The sequence below is a fragment of the Streptomyces sp. NPDC002867 genome (assembly GCF_053591895.1).
Genome location: NZ_JBSFUR010000039.1, coordinates 38,061 through 58,465, shown reverse-complemented (window position 1 = coordinate 58,465; position 20,405 = coordinate 38,061). Strand labels below are relative to the sequence as shown.

The following is a 20,405-nucleotide window of genomic DNA, read 5'->3' as shown; positions in this document are numbered from 1 at the left end:
ACGCTCGGCTGGGACACCCCAGCCGAGCGCTTCACCGGGCTACTGACGAACGACCCCAACACACCCCGTGTTGCGACGATTTGTTGAATCCGCCGGCGGCGGCGGGGCACAGGAACGGACGGTGCGGCACAGGGTCAGCCCCCGTGGCCGCCGCTTCCGAAGGCCCCGCCGCTCTCGTCGGAGTCGCGCGGCGGCTCCTTCTCGGGTGCGAGCCTGGACGGCATGTTCCCGTAGCCGTGCAGTTCGTGCGGTGTCAGGCGTCCGGGGGCCTGGTGGCCCTGGGTGGGGTCCACCTCGTCCGGCTCGAGACGGCTCTCGTAGTGGGTCTGGTGCTCGGGCGGAACGGGCTGCTCCTCCCGGGACGGAGGTGCGTCGCGCCGCCTTCTGGCGCCCACCTGCCAGACGACCCATACGAGAAGGACCAGCAGGCCGAGCACGACGAGGAGGAAGACGATGACCGCCGGCGCTCCCTCGCCCGCGGCGAGCAGCGTGGCGGCGTCCTGAGCCGTTTGACTGTAAGTGGCCATGACTATCGCGTACCCATTCTGGCTCTCTTAAGAGCCAGTATGGACCCGGACGCCCTAATGGACGCCGCAGGCCGGAGCCCTTTCGTCCTCCAGCATGCGCGGGCCTGCGATCCGCAGGGACGTCAGGGCCGGGAGCCGTGGACCGGTGCCGTGCTCTCCCGTTCGATCAGCTCCGGCAGCGGCACCTGCACCGAGCGGGCCGTGCCGCCGTCGAGCAGCGCCGTGAGCTCCTTGGCCGCGATACGGCCGAAGGCGACCGGATCGCGGGAGAGCGCGGTGAGGTAGGGGTGCACCATGCGGCAGAGCACGGAGTCCTCCCACGACACGATCGACACGTCCGCGGGCACGGCCAGGCCCAGGCCCGCGACGGCGGCGGCGCCGGCCGCGGCCATCACGTCGTTGTCGTAGACCAGCGCCGTGGGCGCGGCCTCCGACGCCAGGACCCGCCGGGTGACGGCGGCGCCTTCCGTGTCGGAGTAGTCCGTGGTCACCGACCGCACCCCCGTCAGCCCGCGCCGCTCCGCCTCGTCGCGCAGCGAACGGATGCGCCGGTCGGTGTGGGCCAGCGAGGGAAGCCCCGCGATGTGCACGATGCGGTGGTGGCCGAGCTCGTGCAGCCGGCCGACAACATGCGCCATGGCGCCGGTGTCGTCGGCCCGCACCTCCGAGAGGTTGGGGTGCCGGCCGGGCAGACCCCCGATGACCACGCCGGGCAGCCCCAGCTCGTCGAGGAGGGCCGGCCGCGGGTCATCCGTCCTGGGGTCGACGACCAGCACGCCGTCGACCCGGTGCTCGGCCCACCAGCGGCGGTAGACCGCGCACTCGGCGGTCACGTCGTCCACCATCTGGAAGAGCAGGCCCAGCTGACGCTCCGCCAGGACCTCCTGGATGCCGGAGATCAACTGCAGGAAGAACGAGTCCACGCCGAGTGTGGTCGCCGGGCGGGCCACGACCAGGCCGACGGTCGCCGCGCCTTCCCCCGACAGGGCGCGCGCTGCGGTGCTGGGGCGCCAGCCGAGCTGCGCGGCGACGCGGCGGACGCGGTCGCGGGTGATCTCCGAGACGCCCGGGCGGTCGTTGAGCGCGAAGGACACCGCACTCTCCGAGACACCGGACCGCTGCGCGATGTCCTTCATCGTCGGCCGCCGGGCGGGAGTGCGCCTCGGCTGCGAAGTCTCCCTGGCGGACGGGGTGTTGGCAGTCACCCGGACCCCTTCCCAAGTCTCCGTGCCTGCGTGGGCGGGCCGGTACACGGGCATCCTATGGCCTGCGCCCGGGTCGGTCGAAAAAGTTGTCGATCGATCACTAAAGCGCTTGAGCCCAACCATCCTAAAGCGCATTAGTCGAGCTCGACAAGAAGTATCTTTCATCCATCTGACCTGCCACGATGTCGCCAGGATGGAATTTGTGCGACGAATCTGTTGACTTTCTCCGCCGGCCCCGTGCAAGGTCTGCTGGGCGTGCGCAGCCGGCCACCTCTTCGAGCCGGCCGCCGTATCCCTCATGCGTCTGTGCCCAGCAAAGGAGCCGTTCACCGTGCGCACCAACCGCAGGGCCTTCGCCGCTGCCGCCGTCATCGCCGTCGTCCTGCCGCTGAGTGCCTGCGGCGGCGGCTCCGGTTCGGGCTCGGGCAAGATCGAGGGCAAGGTCGAAGGCGAGATCACCTTCCAGACCTGGAACCTCCAGGCCAACTTCAAGGACTACTTCAACGGCCTCATCGCCGAGTTCGAGCAGCAGAACCCCGGCACCGAGGTCAAGTGGGTCGACCGGCCGGCCGAGGGCTATGCCGACAAGATCAGCGCCGACGCGGCCGGCGGCACCCTGCCCGACGTCGTCAACGTCTCGCCCGACCTCGTCGCGCCCCTCGCCAAGGCGGGCCTCGCGCTGGACGTCGACAAGGCGGCGCCGCAGTACAAGAAGGAGTACCTGCCGGGTGCCTGGCAGGCGCACGAGGTACCGGGCGTCGAGGGTACGTACGCCTTCCCGTGGTACCTCAACACCGGTCCGCTCTTCTACAACAAGCGCCTGCTGAAGGAGGCGGGGCTCGACCCCGAGAAGCCCCCGACCACCTACGACGAGGTCTTCGACTACGGCCTGAAGGTGGCCGAGAAGAGCAAGGGCAAGGTCGCCACCCTCGCGAACGTGCCCACCATCGAGGACTTCGGCCGCTACGGCGTTCCCCTGATGAACGAGGAGGGCACCGGCTTCGCGTTCAACGACGCCAACGGTGTCGAACTGCTCACGCGCTACAAGGAGTTGTTCGACGCGGGAGCCCTGGACTCCCAGGCGCTGACCGCGACCCCCGAGTCCGCCGGCCACAAGTTCCTCACCGAGTCCGTCGCCATGAACCCCGGCAGCGCGCTCGACCTCGGCAAGTTCAAGAAGGAGGCCCCGAGCCTCTACGAGAACATCGGCATCACGGACCAGATCACCAGCACCGGCAAGGCGAACATGTACGTCATGGGCGTGATGGTCAACGCCCAGACCAAGCAGAAGCCCGCCGCCGTCGCCTTCGCGCACTTCGTGACCGACGCGACCCGCCAGATGGAGTTCGCGAAGCAGGTCGCCATCTTCCCGAGCACCGCCGGCTCCCTCGACGACCCGTACTTCACCAAGGAGGACGGCACCGACGAGACCCGGGTACGGATCGCGGCCGCCAAGTCCCTGAAGACCGCGGTCAACTACACGCCGGTGCTGTTCAGCGAGCAGATGAAGACCGAGCTGCGCAACGCGGTCGCCCGTGCCCTGCAAGGGAAGCAGAGCCCCGAGGAAGCGCTTGACAACGCTGTCAAGGCGTGTGACCGGCTGCTGAAGCAGAGCTGACCGGCCGAGCTGATCGACACCGCCATGAAGACCTCCACCGCCTCCGAGGCGATCTCGTCCGACCCGGCCGCGTCCGGCCCGGCGCCCGTGAGCCCCGGCTCCCCGGAGCGCCGGCCCGGCGGCGCCGTCCGCCGCCATCTGCCCTCCAGTCCCTGGCTGTTCGCGGCGCCCGGCCTGCTCGTCGTCGGCGCGTTCGTCCTGTACCCGTTCCTCAGCACCCTGGTCAACGCGTTCACCGACCGGCGCACGCTCGTCCCCGGCCAGTTCGTGGGTCTCGCCAACTTCCGCGAACTGCTCGACGACGAGATGTTCTGGATCGGCCTGCGCAACAGCACCCTCTACGTCCTCGGTGTCGTGCCCGCACTGGTGATCCTGCCGCTGCTCCTGGCGATGCTCGTGCAGCGCCACATCCCCGGCATCACCTTCTTCCGCTCCGCCTTCTACACCCCGGTCGTCGCCTCCATCGTCGTGGTCGGCCTCATCTGGGTCTGGATGCTGGACGACCGCGGCCTGGTGAACGCGGTGCTGGAGGCGGTGGGCGTCGGCCGGATCGGCTTCCTCAGCGACCAGTGGCTCCTGCTGCTGAGCGCGATGGCCGTCACGGTCTGGAAGGGCCTCGGCTACTACATGATCATTTATCTGGCGGCGCTGGCCAACGTCCCGCGCGAGCTGCACGAGGCCGCGGCCGTCGACGGAGCCGGACCCGTACGCCGCTTCTTCTCCGTCACCGTCCCGGCGGTCCGCTCCACCATGGTCCTCGTCGGGGCGCTCTCCGCCGTCGCCGCCTTCAAGGTCTTCTCCGAGGTCTACCTGATGGCCGGGCCCAGCGGCGGCCCCGCGGGCGAGGACACCACGCTCGTCATGCTCGTCCAGCGCGTCGGCACGGGCCTGTCCGGCCGCGTCGGCTACGCCTCCGCCATCTCCGTCGTCGTCTTCGTCGTCACCGTCGCTCTCATGCTCCTCGTCCTGCGCGCCGACCGGAAGGAGGAGGCGTGAGCAACCGGGGCATCACCGACGCCGAGGGCAAGCGCATTCCCGCCACGCAGCTCGTCCTGCGCTACGTCCTGCTGCTCGCCGTGCTCGCGCTGACCGTCGGGCCGTTCCTCTGGCAGCTGTCCACCTCGCTCAAGGGTTCGCACGAGGACATCTTCAGCTCACCGCCGCGGTTCCTGCCGAGCGACCCGACGTTCGGCAACTACACGCGCGTCGCCGAGACCATCCCGGTGTGGGACTACGCGTTCAACTCGCTCAAGGTCGCCGTCGCCAACGTCGTCACCAACTGCGTCGGCGCCGCCCTCGCGGGCTACGCGCTCGCCCGGCTCAGCTACCGCGGACGCAGGGCCGCCACCCTGGCGTTCATCCTCGCCATGCTCGTCCCCGTCGAGGGCATCATCATCGCCCAGTTCACCACCATGCGGGACCTCGGTCTCAACAACACCCTGCTCGGTGTGCTGCTGCCCGGGTCGGTAGCCGCGCTGAACGTCCTGCTGATGCGCAACGCCTTCCTCAACCTCCCGCAGGAGGTGGAGGACGCCGCCTTCGTCGACGGCGCCGACGTCTGGCAGCGGTTCGTGCGCATCGCGCTGCCCTCGGTCCGGGGCACCCTCGCCGTGGTCGCCATCTTCGCCTTCATGGGCGCGTGGGACGACTTCCTGTGGCCCCTGATCGTGCTCAGCGACCCGGAGAACTTCACCCTCACCATCGGCCTCAACTACCTGCACGGCACCTTCGCCAACGACGAACGGCTCGTCGCGGCGGGCACGATCATCGCCGTGCTGCCGCTGATCGTCCTCTTCGCCTGCCTCCAGCGGTTCTTCTTCCGCGGCGTCGGCGAGGGCGCCGTCAAGGGCTGACCGACACCACGACGAGACTTGGGACACCGCCTCTCCATGAGCTCCGCCCCCTTGCGCTTCGGCGCCAACTACACCCCCAGCGAGGGCTGGTTCCACCACTGGCTGGACTTCGACATCGACGCCGTGCGCGCCGACCTCGACTCCGTCGCCGGCCTCGGGCTCGACCACATCAGGGTCTTCCCGCTCTGGCCGCTGTTCCAGCCCAACCGCACCCTCATCCGCTCGCGCGCCGTCGACCAGCTCGTCCGACTCGCCGACGCCGCGGCCGAACGCGGCCTCGACGTCAACGTCGACGGACTGCAGGGACACCTGTCCAGCTTCGACTTCCTGCCCGCCTGGACCCAGACCTGGCACCGGCGCAACATCTTCACCGACCCCGATGTCGTCGCCGGACAGGCCGCGTACCTGCGCACCCTCGCCGAGGCCCTCGCCGACCGGCCCAACTTCATCGGCATGACCATCGGCAACGAGATCGCCCAGTTCGCCGCGGGCCCCCACCCCGACCCCGACCGCGTCACCCCCGAGCAGGCCGGCGGCTGGCTGGAGCGGCTGCTCACGGCCTGCGAGGAGGGCGCGCCGGGCCGGATGCACCTGCACGCCGAGTACGACGCCTCCTGGTACCAGGACGACCAGCCCTTCACCCCCGCCCACGCGGCCCGCATCGGCCCCGTCACCGCCGTGCACTCCTGGGTCTTCAACGGCACCGCCCAGCTGCACGGCCGCACCGGCACCGCCACCGAGCACCACGCCGCCTACCTCATCGAGCTGTCCAAGGCATGGGCGCTGGACGCCCGCCGGCCCGTATGGCTCCAGGAGGTCGGCGCACCCGCACCGCACATCCTGGCCGAGCACACCGCCGCCTTCACCGAGGCCACCGTCGCGGGCGCGCTGGACTGCCCGGACGTATGGGGCGTGACCTGGTGGTGCTCCCACGACGTCTCCCGCTCACTGGCCGACTTCCCCGAACTCGAGTACAGCCTCGGCCTGCTGACCAACGACCGGAAGGTGAAACCGGCAGGACGGGCCATCGCCCGCATCACCGAGGCGTGGCGCGGACGCGAGCACCGCCCCGCGCCCCGTACGACCGCCCTCGTCGTCGACGCCGGCGACGAGGACACCGCGCCCCGGCGCTCGGTGTGCGCCCCCGGCGGCCCCGTCTTCGAGGCCTTCGCGCGCCTGACCGCCGACGGGGCACGACCCACCACCGTCCTCGCGAGCCGCGCCGGCGACCGGGCGCATCTCGCCGCCCGCGGCATCACCGAGGTCGTCACCCCCGAACAGGCCGGCGTCACCCCCGAGCCGGTCACCGCACCGCACCGTAAGCCGTCCACGACACGATACGGAGCACCGTCATGACCCCCCGCCTGAGCAGACGAGCCGTCCTCGCGGCATCCGCGGCCGCCGCCCTCACCCCGGTCCTCGTGCCGGGCACGGCCGCCGCCGCGCAGAAGAACGCGCTCGGCGCGCCGTACGCCTCCTACTGGTACCCCGACTCGCTGCCCTCCGGCAGCCCCGGGGAAGGCATCACCTGGCGCAGCCTGAAGTCCTGGCGGGCCGAGCAGGACACGGACCTGCCCTTCAACAGGTCCGCCGTCCCGCTCGCGCGCCGGTTCACCCCCACCCCGGTGAACGGCACCGCGCGCGCCGGCCAGGCCCGCATCCAGTCCCTCGTCTCCTTCGCGCCCACGGCGTCCAACCCCTCCCAGGGCGCGCCCACCGCCGACTACTACGCCACCACCCACTGGGCGTACGTCGACGAACTGGTCTTCTGGGGCGGCTCGTCGGGCGAGGGCCTGATCCTCGCGCCCAACGCGCCCGTCGTGGACGCGGCCCACCGCCACGGAGTGCCGGTGCTGGGCAACGTGTTCCTGCCACCCGTCGCCTACGGCGGTCAGCTCCGCTGGACCCGCGACCTCGTGCAGAAGGACGCATTCGGCCGCTACCCGCTGGCCGCGCAGCTCGTCGCGGTGGCCGTGGCGTACGGCTTCGACGGGTGGTTCGTCAACGCCGAGACGGGCGGGGGCGACCGGGCGCTCGCCACCGACATGCGGGGCTTCCTCGCGGAGCTGAAGAGCCTCGGCACCGCGAAGGGGCTGCGCGTCACCTGGTACGACTCGATGACCGTGGACGGGTCGGTGGACTGGCAGGACGCCCTGAACGACCGCAACCGGCCGTTCTTCGAGGCCGCCGACTCCATGTTCCTCAACTTCAACTGGACGCGCGCCGACCTCACCTCCTCCGGGCAGCTGGCGCAGCGGACGGGCCGCAGCCGGTACGCGTTGTGGGCGGGCGTCGATGTGGAGGCCAGTGGCTGGAACAAGTCCGTCGACTGGGACGCCGTCCTCCCCGAGGACACGGACGACGTCGTCTCGCTGGGCTTCTACCGGCCCGAGTGGACCCGCAACCATCTGCCGGCCGGCCGCACCCCGGCCGAGTTCCACGCCGCCGACGACCGCTTCTGGAGCGGACGGTCGCTCGACCCGTCCCGGCCGGACACCTCCGACACCTGGCGCGCCCCGGCGCTCGCCGTCGCCGACCGCTCGACGGCCGGCGCCCTGCCGTTCGCGACCGTGTTCAACACCGGGCACGGCCTTCGCTGGTACGAGGAGGGCAGGGCGGTCTCGGACACCGCGTGGAACCACCTCGGCCTCCAGGACCGCATGCCGTCCCGCCAGTGGGTCGTGCGCACCGAGGGGACCCGGCCCGCGGTCGGATTCGACTTCGCCGACGCCTGGCACGGCGGCAGCAGCCTCCGGGTCGACGGAGCCCTCGACGCGCCGGCCACGCTCGACCTGTACGCGACGCGGCTGCCGCTCGCCGCGGACACCGTCGTGGAGCTGACGCACCGCGCCGAGGCGGGCGAGGTCGCCGTCGAACTGGCCGTCGCCACGGCGGAACCTGCCGGACCCGGCGAGCCCCACCCGTACACCTGCTTCCCCGTGGGCACCGCCGGACCGGGCTGGAGCACACGGACCGTACGGCTCACGGGCCTGACCGGGACCGTGCACGCCCTCGGCGTACGGCTCACCGGCAGCGGCGGCCGGGTGACCTGGCGGCTCGGCGCCCTCGCCGTGCGCGCCGCCGGGACCGTACCCCGGCCCGCCGCCCCCACGGCCCTGCGCGTCACCGACGCCTCGGCCGCGGGCCTGCGCTTCACCTGGCGGCCCGCGCCCGGCGCCGTGCGCCACCACACCCTGCACCGCCTCCTGCCCGACGGGACGCGGCGCTTCCTCGGCGCCACCTGCCAGCGGGCCTTCTTCGTCCCCGGCCAGAAGCCCGAACAGGGCGAGAGGGCCGCCCGGTTCGAACTCCGCGCGGTGGGGGAGCTGTACAGCGTGTCCACCGCCGCGACGACCGACCACCTCTGGTAAATCATCACCGACCCCCGGAGCACCCCTCATGCATGACGACCGCACCCTCGTCGAGGCGCGCCTGAAGCGCGTCCTCGACGAACGCATCCGTCCCGCCGTCCACCCCGCGTCCGTGCCGCTCGACGTCGCGGTGTGGAACGCGCCGGGCGAGCCCGTCCCGGTCGCCGAAGGACTCTCCGCGACGCCCGCGCCGATCGCGGTCGGCGACCGGTGGGGTGCTCCGTGGGGCACCAGCTGGTTCACCGTCACCGGGACCGTTCCGGTCGAGTGGGCCGGCCGTACGGTCGAGGCGGTCCTCGACCTCGGTTTCGACGAGAACATGCCCGGATTCCAGTGCGAGGGGCTCGTCTACCGCCCCGACGGCACCCCGGTGAAGGGCCTCAACCCGCGCAACCAGTGGGTCCGCATCGGTGCACCGGTCACCGGCGGCGAAGAGGTCCTGCTGCACGTCGAGGCCGCGTCCAACCCCGTGATCCTGGACTACCACCCCTTCCGGCCGACGCGGCTCGGCGACAAGGAGACCGCGGGCAGCGAACCGCAGTACCGGCTCGCGCGCATGGACCTCGCCGTCTTCGACGAGACCGTGTGGCAGCTCGTGCTCGACCTGGAGGTGCTCGGCGAGCTCATGCACGAGCTCCCGGCGGACGGCCCCCGCCGCCACGACATCCTGCGCGCCGTGGGCCGCGCGCTGGACCGCGTCGACCTCCAGGACGTGAACGGCAGCGCCGCCGCCGCCCGCGCCGAGCTCGCCGGGGTGCTCGCCACCCCGGCCGAGCCCTCCGCGCACCGCATCAGCGCCGTGGGCCACGCCCACATCGACTCGGCGTGGCTGTGGCCGCTGCGCGAGACGGTCCGCAAGGTGGCCCGTACGACGTCCAACATGACGGCACTGCTGGAGGACGAGCCGGACTTCGTCTTCGCCATGTCGCAGGCGCAGCAGTTCGCCTGGGTCAAGGAGCACCGGCCCGAGGTCTACGCCAAGGTCAAGAAGGCGGTCTCCGAGGGCCGGTTCGTACCGGCCGGCGGCATGTGGGTCGAGTCCGACACCAACATGCCAGGCTCCGAGGCCATGGCACGGCAGTTCGTGCACGGCAAGCGGTTCTTCCTCGACGAGTTCGGCCTCGAGAACGACGAGGCGTGGCTGCCGGACACGTTCGGCTTCGCGGCCGGGCTGCCCCAGATCATCAAGGCCGCGGGCTCCAAGTGGCTGCTCACCCAGAAGATCTCGTGGTCGCAGACCAACACCTTCCCCCACCACACCTTCCTGTGGGAGGGCATCGACGGCACGCGCATCTTCGCGCACTTCCCGCCCGTCGACACCTACAACTGCTCGATGAAGGGCAGCGAGATCGCCCACGCGGCGAGGAACTTCAAGGACAAGGGCGCAGCGAGGCACTCGCTCGCGCCGACCGGCTGGGGCGACGGCGGGGGCGGCACCACCCGCGAGATGGTCGCCAAGGCGGCCCGGCTGCGCGACCTCGAAGGGTCGGCCACCGTGACGTGGGAGACCCCCGCGGAGTTCTTCGCCAAGGCCGAGGCGGAGTATCCCGCTCCGCCCGTGTGGGTGGGTGAGCTCTACCTCGAGCTGCACCGCGCCACCCTGACGAGCCAGGCGAAGACCAAGCAGGGCAACCGGCGCAGCGAGCACCTGCTGCGCGAGGCCGAGCTGTGGGCGTCGACCGCCGCCGTGCGGACCGGATTCGCTTACCCGTACGAGCAGTTGGACCGCATCTGGAAGACCGTCCTGCTGCACCAGTTCCACGACATCCTGCCCGGCTCGTCCATCGCCTGGGTGCACCGCGAGGCGGAGAAGACGTACGCGGCCGTCGCCGAGGAGCTGAACGGCATCATCGACGAGGCCCAGCGGGCCCTCGCCGGAGACCCGGCGGCCGGCGGGGAACTCGTCTTCAACGCCGCCCCGCACGAGCGGCACGGTGTCGCGGCCGGCGGCGCCGGCGTGCCCGCCGAAGCGGGCGGCGCCCGGCTGGCCGAGCGCGACGGCGGGGGTTTCGTCCTCGACAACGGCCTGCTGCGGGTGGAGGTCGACGCCGACGGCCTGATCGTGTCCGCGTACGACATCGCCGCCGAGCGCGAGACGGTCGCGCCCGGCCGGGCGGCCAACCTGCTCCAGCTCCACCCCGACTTCCCGAACATGTGGGACGCCTGGGACGTCGACGCGTTCTACCGCAACACGGTCACCGACCTGACCGACGCCGACGAGGTGTCCCCGGTCGACGCCGGCTCGTCCGCGGCCGTGCGCGTCGTCCGCAGCTTCGGAGCGTCCAAGGTCACGCAGGTGCTCACGCTCACCCCCGGGGTCAAGCGCCTCGACATCGACACCGAGGTCGACTGGCACGAGACGGAGAAGTTCCTCAAGGCCTCCTTCCCGCTCGACATCCACGCCGAGCGGTACGCCTCGGAGACCCAGTTCGGCCACTTCCACCGCGCCACCCACACCAACACCAGCTGGGAGGCGGCCAAGTTCGAGGCGTGCAACCACCGCTTCGTCCACATGGAGGAACCGGGCTGGGGCGTCGCGCTCGTCAACGACTCGACGTACGGCCACGACGTGACCCGCACCGTCCGCACGGCCGACTCCGGCACCACGACCACACTGCGGGTGTCCCTGCTGCGCGCGCCCCGCTTCCCCGACCCGGAGACGGACCAGGGCGTGCACCGCTTCCGCCACGCCCTCGTGCCGGGCGCCTCGATCGGCGACGCCGTCCGCGAGGGCTACCGCGTCAACCTGCCCGAGCGGCGCGTCCCGGGTGACACCGCGGTCGCACCGCTGGTCACCGTCGACAACGACGCGGTCGTCGTCAGCGCCGTGAAGCTCGCCGACGACGGCAGCGGCGACGTCGTGGTGCGGGTCTACGAGTCGGCGGGCGGCCGTGCGAAAGCACGGGTCGTCCCGGGCTTCACGGCGAGTGCGGTCACGACGACGGACCTGCTGGAGCGCCCGCTCGCCGACCCGCGGCGGCACGAACTGGAGGACGGCGCGGTGCGGTTGAGCCTGCGCCCCTTCGAGCTCGTGACGCTGCGTCTGACGCGCGGCGCCTGACAGCCGCGCGCACGGCCCGCCGCCTCATGCTCCCTGGAGAGCCGTGAGGTGGCGGGCCGGCGTGTCCGCCGACTGGAAGGCCGGCCCCCAACGGGCCCCTGCGGCCGTACCGCCAGGGTGGAGGACCGTCCTCAGCCGCCCAGCGAACAGCGGCTGAGCAGATCGCGTCCGTCGCCCTCGCCCGCCCCCGGAAGCGGAACGGTACGGCTCGGCGCGGGCGCCCTGCCGTCCCCGATCCAGTCCTCCAGAGCGGTGAACGCCGAGCGGTGACAGGGCGTCAGGGGCCGCAGCCGGTCCGGGAAGGCGTCGTAGAGCGAGTCCACATGCGTGCCGCCCTCGACGCGGTAGTACCGCAGCAGCTTCCCGCGGCCCGCGTCGCGCACCATCCCCGCGTACACGTCGGAGTCCTTCCCGATGGGCAGCAGCACGTCGAGTGTGCCGTGCAGGGTGATCAGCGGCTTGCCGATCCGCCCCGTCAGCGCGATCCGTTCGACCGCGTCGGCCACCTCGCGGGGCCGGTCCCCGTACACGTAGTCCGCGTCGCACGCGGGGGTGCCGGGCGCGCAGAACGGGGTCCCGGCCTCCGTCGCGCCGTCGAAGCCCGGGTCGAGCTCCTCGCGGTATATGCGCTGGGTCAGGTCCCAGTAGTACCGGTGGTGGAAGGCCCACAGGAACTCGGAGCCCGCCGGATACCCGGCCGCCACCATCTCGCGGTGCGCCCGCTCGGCCCCCTCACCGCCCGCCGCGTACACGGGATAGCTGCGCAGCGCCGGGGGCAGGAACGTGAGCAGGTTGGGGCCCTGTGCGCGCCACAGACTGCCCTCCCAGTCCACGCCGCCGTCGTACAGCTCCGGATGGTTCTCCAGCTGCCAGCGCACCAGGTAGCCACCGTTGGACATGCCGGTGGCCAGCGTGCGCGACGGCGGGCGGTGGTAGCGCTGGGCGACGACCGCGCGGGCGGCCCGGGTGAGCTGGGTGACCCGCTCGTTCCACTCGGCGATCGCCTCGCCGGGCCGGTCGCCGTCGCGGTGGAACGCCGCGCCGGTGTTGCCCTTGTCCGTCGCGGCGAACGCGTACCCGCGGGACAGCACCCAGTCCGATATCGCCCGGTCGTTCGCGTACTGCTCCCGCACACCCGGCGAACCGGCCACGACCAGACCACCGTTCCAGCGGTCGGGGAGCCGGACGACGAACTGCGCGTCGTGGTTCCAGCCGTGATTGGTGTTGCCCGCCGAGTCGTCGGGGAACCAGCCGTCGATCTGGATGCCCGGCACCCCGCTCGGCGTGGCAAGGCCCGCGGGAGTGAGCCCGGCCCAGTCCGCCTCGTCGGTGTGGCCGGAGGTGATCGTGCCGGCCGTCGTCAACTCGCCGAGGCACGAGACCTCCTGGTGCCCGGCGCCCGGCACGCGCAGGGCGCCCATCCTGGCACAGTGCCCGCCGCCGGAGTCCGGGGCGGCCGCGGCCGGGACGGCGACGGACCCGACGAGCAGGGCGGTCACTGCCGCCGCGCGGGCGGTCCAGTGGGACAGCGCGTGCGCACGGCGGCGCGGGCGGACGGATGCGGTGCGTGGCGGCGGTGCGGACAGCACGGACGGGCCTCCTGGGGGTCGGGGGAGCGGGGTCAGGCACAGGAGCCGTCGGCGACGACGAAGTAGCCGGCCGGCGACTCCTTGAGCGTGTGGGTGACGAACGTGTTGTTGAGGCCCATGTACTGGCCGGATCCCCTGGCGTAGGCGTAGCCGCCGGCGGTGGTCGCCCGGCCCGCCTGGACGTGCGCGTAGTTGCTGCTCGTCCAGCAGGCCGCGGCCCGGCCGGTGGTCGACGCCGTGACCTCGCCGGAGCGGACGCCCTCGGCTCCCCGCGCGTCCCGTGCGGCCACGCTGTAGGCGTACGAGGAGCCGGGGGCCAGGCCGGTGTCGGTGTGCGAGGTGCCGGCGGGGGCGGCGATCCGGACGCCGTCGCGGTACAGGGCGTACACGGCCGCCCCGTCGACCGCGTCCCAGCGCAGGGACACCGAGCTGTCGTCCGCTCCCGTGGCCGCGAGACCGTGCGGTGCGGGCAGACCGCCGGGGTCCGGGTCGCCGTCGCCCGCCAGGCCGAAGAACTCGCTCACCCAGAGGCTGGAGCAGATCGAGTCGATGAAGTGCGGCGTGCCGGTCGCCCCGCAACTCTCGGGGCCGCTGCCCGGATCCACCGGCGTGCCGTGCCCGATCGCCGGCACCCGGTCCACCTCGACGGCGACCTCACCGCTGTTCAGGTACTGCTCGCGCCGCGTCCCGTTCGGCCCGATGGCGCCGGTCCGGTCAGGGACCTGGCCGAGCCCGTGCACGGCCGTCCACTGGTCCCGGAGCTCACCGGCGTTCATCGGGGCGACCGTGGTGTCGTCGTCCCCGTGCCAGATCGCCACCCGCGGCCACGGCCCGGTGTACGACGGGTACGCGTCGCGCACCCGCTGCGCCCACGCCGAGGGCGTCCGGTCGGTGCCGGGGCTCATGCAGGTGAACGGCCCCGTGTCCCTCGTGCAGTCGTACGGGATGCCGGCGATCACGGCGCCCGCCTCGAACACGTCCGGGTAGGCGGCGAGTACGACCGCGGTCATCGCGCCGCCGGCCGACAGCCCGGTGACGAAGGTGCGGGACGGGTCGGCGCCGTAGGCGCTCTCGGCGTGCGCCACCATCTGCCGGACGGAGGCGGCCTCGCCCTGCCCGCGGCGGTTGTCCGCCGCCTGGAACCAGTTGAAGCAGCTGTTGGGGTTGTTCGACGCCGTCGTCTGGGCGAGGACCAGCAGGAAGCCGTGGCGGTCGGCGAAGGCCGCGAGCCCCGAGTTGTCGGCGTAGACCTGGGCGCTCTGCGTACAGCCGTGCAGGGCGACGACGACCGCGGGCTCGGCCGGAAGGGACGCGGGCCGGTGGACGTACATGGCCAGATTGCCCGGGTTGCTGCCGAAACCGGTGACCCGTTCCAGGGGGACGGCCGCGTACGCGGCGGGAACGGGGACGGCCCACAGGCACCCGAGCAGCACGGCGAGCACCGCGGCCAGCCGTCCGGCGGATATAGGTCCCCGCGGCCGGGGGCTCATGCGCTGCGACATCCGGACCTCCCACGGTCGGTGGATCCCGGTCACAGTAGGAACGGGCCACCCGCGACAGGAATGGTGAGGCGGCCCACAGCCACGCTCCCTGTCAGCGGCTCACGGCCTCTTGCGGCAGAGGCAGTTGTGCGCTAAAGGCCCCCATGGCGGAGTCGTGCCCCCGCTGCCGAGGGATGCGGGACGGCCCTCGGATACGCGTCCCGCCATGGGCACGCGGTCGGCCCACCCGGGGCGCGCGGCGATCCGGGCCTGCTTAGCGTGGCAGCGTGAGTCAGCAAGCGACGACGAAGCCTGCCGGTACGGCGCGCGGTGCCCACGGCTGGCCCCACGCGCTCCTGGCCGTTCTCGCCGGTCTCGTGGTCATGGTCGTCACCGCCGCGCTCGGGTTGTGGGCGGCCGGTGCGGCCGACCTGCCCGACGGCGCCTTCGTCGACGTCCTGGCGGCCACCGTCGTCATGGCCGTCGGCGGCTCCGTCGAGATCTCGGGCGAGGCCGGGGTGATCGCCGAGACGGACGCCGCGCTCACCGCGGTGCCGCTGTCCGTGACGGTCGTCGGCGCACTGACCGTGGCCGCAGGGTTTCTGCGGCCGCTGCGCCACCGGGCCGTCGCCTCCGCGCCGGAACTCGCCGGCTGGGCCCTGCAGTTCGCCGTGCTCTGGCTCCTCGCCCTCGTCGGGCTCGCCGTACTGGCCCGCCACACCTTCACCCTCCCGTTCGAGGACCCCACGGGCGGCCTGATCGAGGACCTCTTCGACGTCACCCCACGCGTCGGCTTCCGCACGGAGGTGCCGCAGACCCTGGTCATCGGACTGCTGTGGCTGCTTGGGGTGCTGGCCCTGGCCCTGCTCGTCTCCCGCGGCGCGCCGCTGCCCGCCCGTCTGCTGCGCTTCCAGGAAGCAGTGCGCCCCGCCGCGTACGCCATGGTCGCCCTGCTGCTCGCGACGCTCGCCATCGGCGTCGTCATCGGCCTCGTCGTCGCCGCGACCCGTGGCCACCCGGCCGACACCTTCGCCGTGATCCTCCTCGGCCTGCCGAATCTGATGTGGCTGGCGTTCACGATCGGCCTCGGGGGCTCGTGGGAGGGCACGGTGCAGGGCCCGTTCGCGCTGCCGATGCCGGGGCTCCTGGACGAGGTGCTGCGCGCCGGGGACGTCTCCACCCTCGACCTCGGGGCGCTCACCGAACGCGACGGCCGGGCCTGGTGGCTGCTCGTCGTCGCCGCGGTGCTCGTCCTGGCCGCCGCGGTCCTGACGGCGATCCGCTCACCGGCCCGGATGCGGCCCCGCGAGCACGCCCTGCACATGGCCGTCGCGCTCGCGCTCACGGTCCTGTGCGTCTGTCTGCTCGTACGCCTCACCGCGCACTACGGTCTGTCCGTCCTCGGCCTCGGGGACCTCGGCGGCGACCTCGCGGGCGAGGTGTTCCTGCGGCCCCACCTGTGGCAGGCGGTCGGGCTGGGCGCCGGCTGGGGGCTCGTCGCCGGGTTCGCCGGGGGGCTGCTCGCCTCGCGGCTCCACCGGCGCGGCGAGGTACCGGCGGACCGGTGAGCCCGGCCGTGGGGCATCGGTGACCGGGCAGGCAGGAGTCACCGGCCCACTCCGCCGCGTCGAGCAGCGCCGTGACCGTGGCGAGCGTCAGGCCGTCGAGCGTTTCGGCGCGTGCGCCCACGCGTGCGCTCGCGCCGTCGAAGGCGAGGGTCAACTGCCATGCCGGCAGCCCCCGATCGGCCGAACCGCCCGCCTCGGCCTCCGTCCTGAAGAACGCGGTCGGCGACTCCTCCCCTCGTCGGGCGACGACGGCCGCGGGGTTCTCGCAAGCGGTCCCGCCGCGCTCCGCCCCCGGTCGGCGCAGTCGTCGGACCGAACGGCGCAGGCCCCGGGACGGGCTTGCGCCGAGCGGGCGCCCGCCGCGCGTGTTGCGGGGCGGGCCGGGTGCAGGCACCCTGAGGGTGACCCAGAAGCGACAAGGGCTCACTCTTCGTACTCGGGGGCCATCCTGCGAAATGAAGGGCCGTCGCGGTGAGGAGCCACGGTCATGAATGTTCCGGTTGCCTGCCACTACAGAATGGAAGTGGCGGCATCGTCAGAGCGCATTCCCCAGATCCGGCGCATTCTCGCGGCGCATCTGAGGTACTGGAGCCTTGAGCACCATGTGAATGCTGTCTGCAGCGCCGTCGACGAACTCGTCGACAACGTCGTGCAGCACGTCAGCGGCGACAAGACCTGTGTGGTCGAGCTGCGCTGGACCGGTCGCCGGCTGGTCGCGTCCGTCTCCGACCGGGACCGGTGCCTGCCATCGGTGCGGACCTCCTCCCCGTCGCGGGGAGGGCTCGCCAAGGTCGCCAGGCTCAGCGACAGCTGGGGCACGTGCGGCACCGAGGAGGGCAAGGTCATCTGGTTCAGCAGGCGGGTCAAGGAGGCCGAGCGGATCCTGACCGGCCCCCGTGCCCCGAGGCGGCCCGTCGTCGAGTTCAGGCCGCTGGCACTGCCCGTGCATCCGTCCGACGCACCTGCCTTCGAGGTGGACGCCGTGCGGTGAGAGGTCCGCGGTCCCTCAGTCGCGCGCGTGCGGTGCACGCGCGTTTCGGCAGCGGGACCGGCGGACAGAAAATGGCCGTCAACCCGGTCACTCCGCGGCACGCGCCCTCTGTGGCGACACCCACGTCCGGCGAGACGGACCGCGGCCTGTCGGCAGCCCGTGCGGCCGGCCTCGGTCTCGTACCCGGGACCGGCCGCCGGGCGAATCGCAGCCGCCTCAGGCGGCGCTCCTGTTCTGCCGGGCGGTCGTGTGCAGGTCCGCCACCAGGCGGAAGAATCCGGCCTCGTTGCCCGCCAGTCCGACCGCGCTCAGCGCCTCGTCCGCCTCCGCCATCGGCGCGGACAGCAGCGGAAGCGCCGCCGGGGCCCGTTGGGGATCGGCGAGCACGGCTCTGGTGGTCTGCAGAAGCCGTACGTACGCCTGCGCGGCGGCGAGCTCGGGATCGTTCATCTCGCGGTTCCCCTCGTGAAGGTGTCGTACCGTCAAGCATCTCGTGCGGCACTGACAACGCCCTTGCGTCCACACCTTCCGGGCACGCGAGAACGACCGGCGGCCCGCCCGGAGGCGGGCCGCCGGCCCGGATGACGTGCTGAACCGCAGAACGGCGGCTGGTGCTAGAAGACGCTCACGCCGTACGCGCTCAGCGCTTCGGTGACCGGCTGGAAGAAGGTGGTGCCGCCCGAGGAGCAGTTGCCGCTGCCGCCCGAGGTGAGGCCGAGCGCGGTGCTGCCGGAGAACAGGGCGCCGCCGCTGTCGCCGGGCTCGGCGCACACGTTGGTCTGGATGAGCCCGTAGACGACGTCGCCGTTGCCGTAGTTGACGGTGGCGTTGAGCCCTGTCACCGAGCCGCCGCGCAGGCCCGTGGTGGAGCCGCTGCGCTGCACGGACTGCCCGACGTACGCGTTGCCGGCCGACGTGATGTCGCGGTAGCTGCCGTTGTAGAGGTACACCCGGCCGTCCGCCGCCGAGGCGTTGGAGTGGCGGATGATGCCGTAGTCGTTGCCCGGGAAGCTGGACCCCGTCCGGGTGCCGAGCAGCGTGGTGTTGGAGGAGTTGGTGTACCAGGTGCTGCCGATGTCGGTGCAGTGGCCGGCGGTCAGGGCGTAGTAGGTGCTGCCGCTGCGGACGTTGAAGCCGAGCGAGCAGCGTCCGCCGCCCGCGTAGATGGCCTGGCCGCCCGCGATGAGCTGGCTGAAGGCGCCGGGCGTGCGCTTGATCTCGAGGGCGTCGGCGTCGTCGCCCGCGGCCTCCTCGATGGCGGCGATCTCGGCGGCCGAGACGGTGGAGTCCGCCGTGACGACGACCTTGCCGGTCGCCTTGTCGGTGTACCAGGCCGTGCCCGGCACGTCGGCGTCGAGCACCGCGCCGTTCGCCCGGGAGAGTTCGGCGGCGGTGGCCTTGGCGGTGGGCGACGACTCGGCCACGGCCGAGGGGGCGGCAAGCGCGGAGACGGCCAGGAGGGCAGATGCCACGGCGATCAGCCGCGTACCTCTCGCCATGCCGCAGAGGGGGGACAAGCGCTTGATGTTCACTACATCCTCCGGTGGGGGGTGTCGGGGCCCGCTGGGTGGGCGGGCCCGTGCGAGCAAGGGCTGCCGGGCGGGCGGCCGAAGCGCACCTTGGGCGTCATGTGCCTGTCAACTCTTGCTGTAGGAATCCTGGGCTCCGGCGACTCCGGCGGCAAGATCGGCTTTCGGTCGCTCTGCGCGTGTCCAGTGGGGACGCCGGCCCGCGGATCGGTTGCACGCGGGGGCGCATGGCGCAAGAGGGCGGGGGAGTGGGCGGGTGGTCCGGCGTGCTGCGAAGTCTTGCCATCGTTTGCTGATCGAGCATCAGGTGGCATGGAGGAGAAAGCGCTTGCGCTCCGACGGGGAAGGGGGCGCGGGCGTAAGCGGAATCTGCAATCCCGTGTTGGCTGCTCAGCGCCGGACGCGTCCCGGCCCCCGCTGCGCCGGCCACACGGGGGTACGGCAGGGTCGTTGGGACCCGTACCGGTGCGTTGCAGTAGCGCTCGCACACACCGGACCCGCGCCCGCTGTCCGGGCGGGGCCCCGGTCTGTCCGTGCGGGGTCGCGCGGGCCGCCTCTCCCAGCGGGTGGGCGTACGGCCCGTCGGCCCCGCCCGGCGGCACCCTTATGCCGCGATCACTCCCTTCGCGCAGCGCGCGCCGGTGTCCGGATCGCGACCGTCGTACGGTGACCCCATGTGCTGGAGTGCCACGGCCGACCTCACCGCCGGTGCCGGTATCGCCGCCGTCGGAGCCGTCTGCGTCGCGACGGCCGTGCGCCGCGGCCGCACTCACGATCTGCCGCTCGCCGCACTGCCGTTGCTGCTCGGCGCCCACCAGATCGTCGAGGCCGCCCTGTGGGCCGGGGGCGGCGGCGCCGGACCCGCCGTCACCGCCTGGGCCGTCATCGCCCTGCCGGTGCTCGCCGCCTGGGTCCCGCTCGGCGTGCTCGCCGCCGCGCCCGCGCGAGCCCGCGTGCGGGTGGCGGTCCCGGCGGCCGTGGGCGTGCCCACCTGCGCGGTGCTCACCCACCTCCTGGCCACGCGCACGGTGACCGCCGACATCCGCGGCCACACCGTCGGCTACGTCATCGGCCTGCCGTACCCGGCCTGGCTGCTGACCGGCTACCTCCTCGCCACCGTCGGCTCGCTGCTCCTCGCCCCGGACCGGACTCTGCGGCGGCTCGGAGTCCTCGCCGGGGCGGGGGCCGTGGCCTGCGCCCTGCTGTGGCGGACGGCGTTCGTGTCCACCTGGTGCGCGCTGGCGGCCGTCGCCTCCCTCACGCTGCTCGCCTGGGCCCGGCGTCCCGCCACTGTCGCCGAGTGCGGCCGGCCGCGCTCGGATGCGGACGCCCCTTCCTGAGGGCCGTGCTGCCCGCCAGCCCGTCCGGTCGCCCCGCGTCGGGTGCGGATCGTCCGGTCGCCCCGCGCGGTGGGGGCGTCAGCCCCCCGCCGGCCCGGACGCCGGGTCCTGACGGACCTGCGTGGGCGTCAGCGTCATGTCGTACTCGGTCGCGGCGCCCTCCCGCTCGTACACCGCCGTGAACGCACGCGGCGCGTGCCCGGACGCCGTCACCGCCGGCACACAGCTCCCCTCGGGTGGTGCGGGAAGGGCGTAACGCCCCTGTGCGTCCG

At 72.6% G+C, this 20,405-nt stretch carries 16 protein-coding genes; 9 read left to right on the top strand and 7 right to left on the bottom strand.

The features are described 5' to 3' along the window. Positions 1 to 134: 134 nt before the first annotated feature. Together ACWD0A_RS27455 and ACWD0A_RS27450 are read right to left on the bottom strand one after the other, a co-directional pair. Positions 135 to 527: a DUF6479 family protein gene (locus tag ACWD0A_RS27455; RefSeq protein ID WP_451302311.1), complete on the bottom strand. Its 393-nt coding sequence runs from the start codon at positions 525 to 527 to the stop codon at positions 135 to 137. A gap of 122 nt (positions 528 to 649) precedes the next feature. Further along, the gene (locus ACWD0A_RS27450) at positions 650 to 1,663 is read right to left on the bottom strand and encodes a LacI family DNA-binding transcriptional regulator (RefSeq protein ID WP_451302317.1); all 1,014 of its coding nucleotides are present in this window, start codon (positions 1,661 to 1,663) and stop codon (positions 650 to 652) included. A gap of 400 nt (positions 1,664 to 2,063) precedes the next feature. Between ACWD0A_RS27450 and ACWD0A_RS27445 the strand changes: the two genes are divergently transcribed. From ACWD0A_RS27445 to ACWD0A_RS27420, 6 genes are read left to right on the top strand one after another with little or no spacing between them, the layout of a single operon-like run. Continuing rightward, the gene (locus tag ACWD0A_RS27445; RefSeq protein WP_451302309.1) at positions 2,064 to 3,350 is read left to right on the top strand and encodes an ABC transporter substrate-binding protein; all 1,287 of its coding nucleotides are present in this window, start codon (positions 2,064 to 2,066) and stop codon (positions 3,348 to 3,350) included. A gap of 24 nt (positions 3,351 to 3,374) precedes the next feature. Continuing rightward, complete coding sequence (locus ACWD0A_RS27440; protein ID WP_451302307.1) at positions 3,375 to 4,346, top strand: carbohydrate ABC transporter permease; 972 nt, start codon at positions 3,375 to 3,377, stop codon at positions 4,344 to 4,346. Next, complete coding sequence (locus ACWD0A_RS27435; protein ID WP_451302305.1) at positions 4,343 to 5,203, top strand: carbohydrate ABC transporter permease; 861 nt, start codon at positions 4,343 to 4,345, stop codon at positions 5,201 to 5,203. Before ACWD0A_RS27440 ends, ACWD0A_RS27435 begins: the two co-directional genes overlap by 4 nt. 36 nt (positions 5,204 to 5,239) lie before the next feature. Continuing rightward, on the top strand, positions 5,240 to 6,559 hold the full coding sequence (locus ACWD0A_RS27430) for a glycoside hydrolase 5 family protein (protein ID WP_451302303.1): 1,320 nt from the start codon (positions 5,240 to 5,242) through the stop codon (positions 6,557 to 6,559). Further along, complete coding sequence (locus tag ACWD0A_RS27425) at positions 6,556 to 8,574, top strand: endo-beta-N-acetylglucosaminidase (protein ID WP_451302301.1); 2,019 nt, start codon at positions 6,556 to 6,558, stop codon at positions 8,572 to 8,574. The genes ACWD0A_RS27430 and ACWD0A_RS27425 overlap by 4 nt, the downstream gene beginning before the upstream one ends. Before the next feature lie 28 nt (positions 8,575 to 8,602). Next, positions 8,603 to 11,635 carry an alpha-mannosidase gene (locus ACWD0A_RS27420; RefSeq protein ID WP_451302299.1) on the top strand — a complete coding sequence of 1,011 codons (3,033 nt, stop codon included), beginning with the start codon at positions 8,603 to 8,605 and terminating at the stop codon, positions 11,633 to 11,635. Between the two features lie 131 nt (positions 11,636 to 11,766). On the opposite strand, the gene ACWD0A_RS27415 is transcribed toward ACWD0A_RS27420, so the two are convergent. Together ACWD0A_RS27415 and ACWD0A_RS27410 are read right to left on the bottom strand one after the other, a co-directional pair. Beyond that, the gene (locus ACWD0A_RS27415; protein ID WP_451302315.1) at positions 11,767 to 13,164 is read right to left on the bottom strand and encodes a tannase/feruloyl esterase family alpha/beta hydrolase; all 1,398 of its coding nucleotides are present in this window, start codon (positions 13,162 to 13,164) and stop codon (positions 11,767 to 11,769) included. A 92-nt stretch (positions 13,165 to 13,256) separates the two neighbouring features. Further along, the gene (locus ACWD0A_RS27410) at positions 13,257 to 14,726 is read right to left on the bottom strand and encodes an extracellular catalytic domain type 1 short-chain-length polyhydroxyalkanoate depolymerase (RefSeq protein WP_451302297.1); all 1,470 of its coding nucleotides are present in this window, start codon (positions 14,724 to 14,726) and stop codon (positions 13,257 to 13,259) included. A gap of 266 nt (positions 14,727 to 14,992) precedes the next feature. Here ACWD0A_RS27410 and ACWD0A_RS27405 point away from each other — a divergent pair, with 266 nt between their 5' ends. Beyond that, positions 14,993 to 16,273: a streptophobe family protein gene (locus ACWD0A_RS27405; protein ID WP_451302295.1), complete on the top strand. Its 1,281-nt coding sequence runs from the start codon at positions 14,993 to 14,995 to the stop codon at positions 16,271 to 16,273. Between the two features lie 517 nt (positions 16,274 to 16,790). Continuing rightward, positions 16,791 to 17,264, top strand: coding sequence for an ATP-binding protein (locus tag ACWD0A_RS27400; RefSeq protein ID WP_451302313.1), 474 nt, complete (start codon positions 16,791 to 16,793; stop codon positions 17,262 to 17,264). A 216-nt stretch (positions 17,265 to 17,480) separates the two neighbouring features. On the opposite strand, the gene ACWD0A_RS27395 is transcribed toward ACWD0A_RS27400, so the two are convergent. Both ACWD0A_RS27395 and ACWD0A_RS27390 read right to left on the bottom strand, forming a co-directional pair. Continuing rightward, positions 17,481 to 17,714, bottom strand: coding sequence for a hypothetical protein (locus tag ACWD0A_RS27395; RefSeq protein WP_451302293.1), 234 nt, complete (start codon positions 17,712 to 17,714; stop codon positions 17,481 to 17,483). Positions 17,715 to 17,878: 164 nt separating this feature from the next. Beyond that, positions 17,879 to 18,796 carry a S1 family peptidase gene (locus tag ACWD0A_RS27390; RefSeq protein ID WP_451302291.1) on the bottom strand — a complete coding sequence of 306 codons (918 nt, stop codon included), beginning with the start codon at positions 18,794 to 18,796 and terminating at the stop codon, positions 17,879 to 17,881. 671 nt (positions 18,797 to 19,467) lie between these two features. On the opposite strand from ACWD0A_RS27390, the gene ACWD0A_RS27385 reads away from it, so the two are divergent. Beyond that, positions 19,468 to 20,133 carry a DUF6629 family protein gene (locus ACWD0A_RS27385; RefSeq protein WP_451302289.1) on the top strand — a complete coding sequence of 222 codons (666 nt, stop codon included), beginning with the start codon at positions 19,468 to 19,470 and terminating at the stop codon, positions 20,131 to 20,133. Between the two features lie 78 nt (positions 20,134 to 20,211). On the opposite strand, the gene ACWD0A_RS27380 is transcribed toward ACWD0A_RS27385, so the two are convergent. Next, positions 20,212 to 20,355 (bottom strand): hypothetical protein, encoded by a 144-nt coding sequence (locus ACWD0A_RS27380; protein WP_451302287.1) that lies wholly within the window; start codon positions 20,353 to 20,355, stop codon positions 20,212 to 20,214. Positions 20,356 to 20,405 lie beyond the last annotated feature (50 nt).

What these genes read in the sequence shown, in the direction of transcription:
- ACWD0A_RS27455 (WP_451302311.1), bottom strand. Translation starts at nt 527, where the DNA reads ATGGCCACTTACAGTCAAACGGCTCAGGACGCCGCCACGCTGCTCGCC.
- ACWD0A_RS27450 (WP_451302317.1), bottom strand. Translation starts at nt 1,663, where the DNA reads ATGAAGGACATCGCGCAGCGGTCCGGTGTCTCGGAGAGTGCGGTGTCC.
- ACWD0A_RS27440 (WP_451302307.1), top strand. Translation starts at nt 3,375, where the DNA reads ATGAAGACCTCCACCGCCTCCGAGGCGATCTCGTCCGACCCGGCCGCG.
- ACWD0A_RS27430 (WP_451302303.1), top strand. Translation starts at nt 5,240, where the DNA reads ATGAGCTCCGCCCCCTTGCGCTTCGGCGCCAACTACACCCCCAGCGAG.
- ACWD0A_RS27425 (WP_451302301.1), top strand. Translation starts at nt 6,556, where the DNA reads ATGACCCCCCGCCTGAGCAGACGAGCCGTCCTCGCGGCATCCGCGGCC.
- ACWD0A_RS27420 (WP_451302299.1), top strand. Translation starts at nt 8,603, where the DNA reads ATGCATGACGACCGCACCCTCGTCGAGGCGCGCCTGAAGCGCGTCCTC.
- ACWD0A_RS27410 (WP_451302297.1), bottom strand. Translation starts at nt 14,726, where the DNA reads ATGTCGCAGCGCATGAGCCCCCGGCCGCGGGGACCTATATCCGCCGGA.
- ACWD0A_RS27400 (WP_451302313.1), top strand. Translation starts at nt 16,791, where the DNA reads ATGGAAGTGGCGGCATCGTCAGAGCGCATTCCCCAGATCCGGCGCATT.
- ACWD0A_RS27395 (WP_451302293.1), bottom strand. Translation starts at nt 17,714, where the DNA reads ATGAACGATCCCGAGCTCGCCGCCGCGCAGGCGTACGTACGGCTTCTG.
- ACWD0A_RS27385 (WP_451302289.1), top strand. Translation starts at nt 19,468, where the DNA reads ATGTGCTGGAGTGCCACGGCCGACCTCACCGCCGGTGCCGGTATCGCC.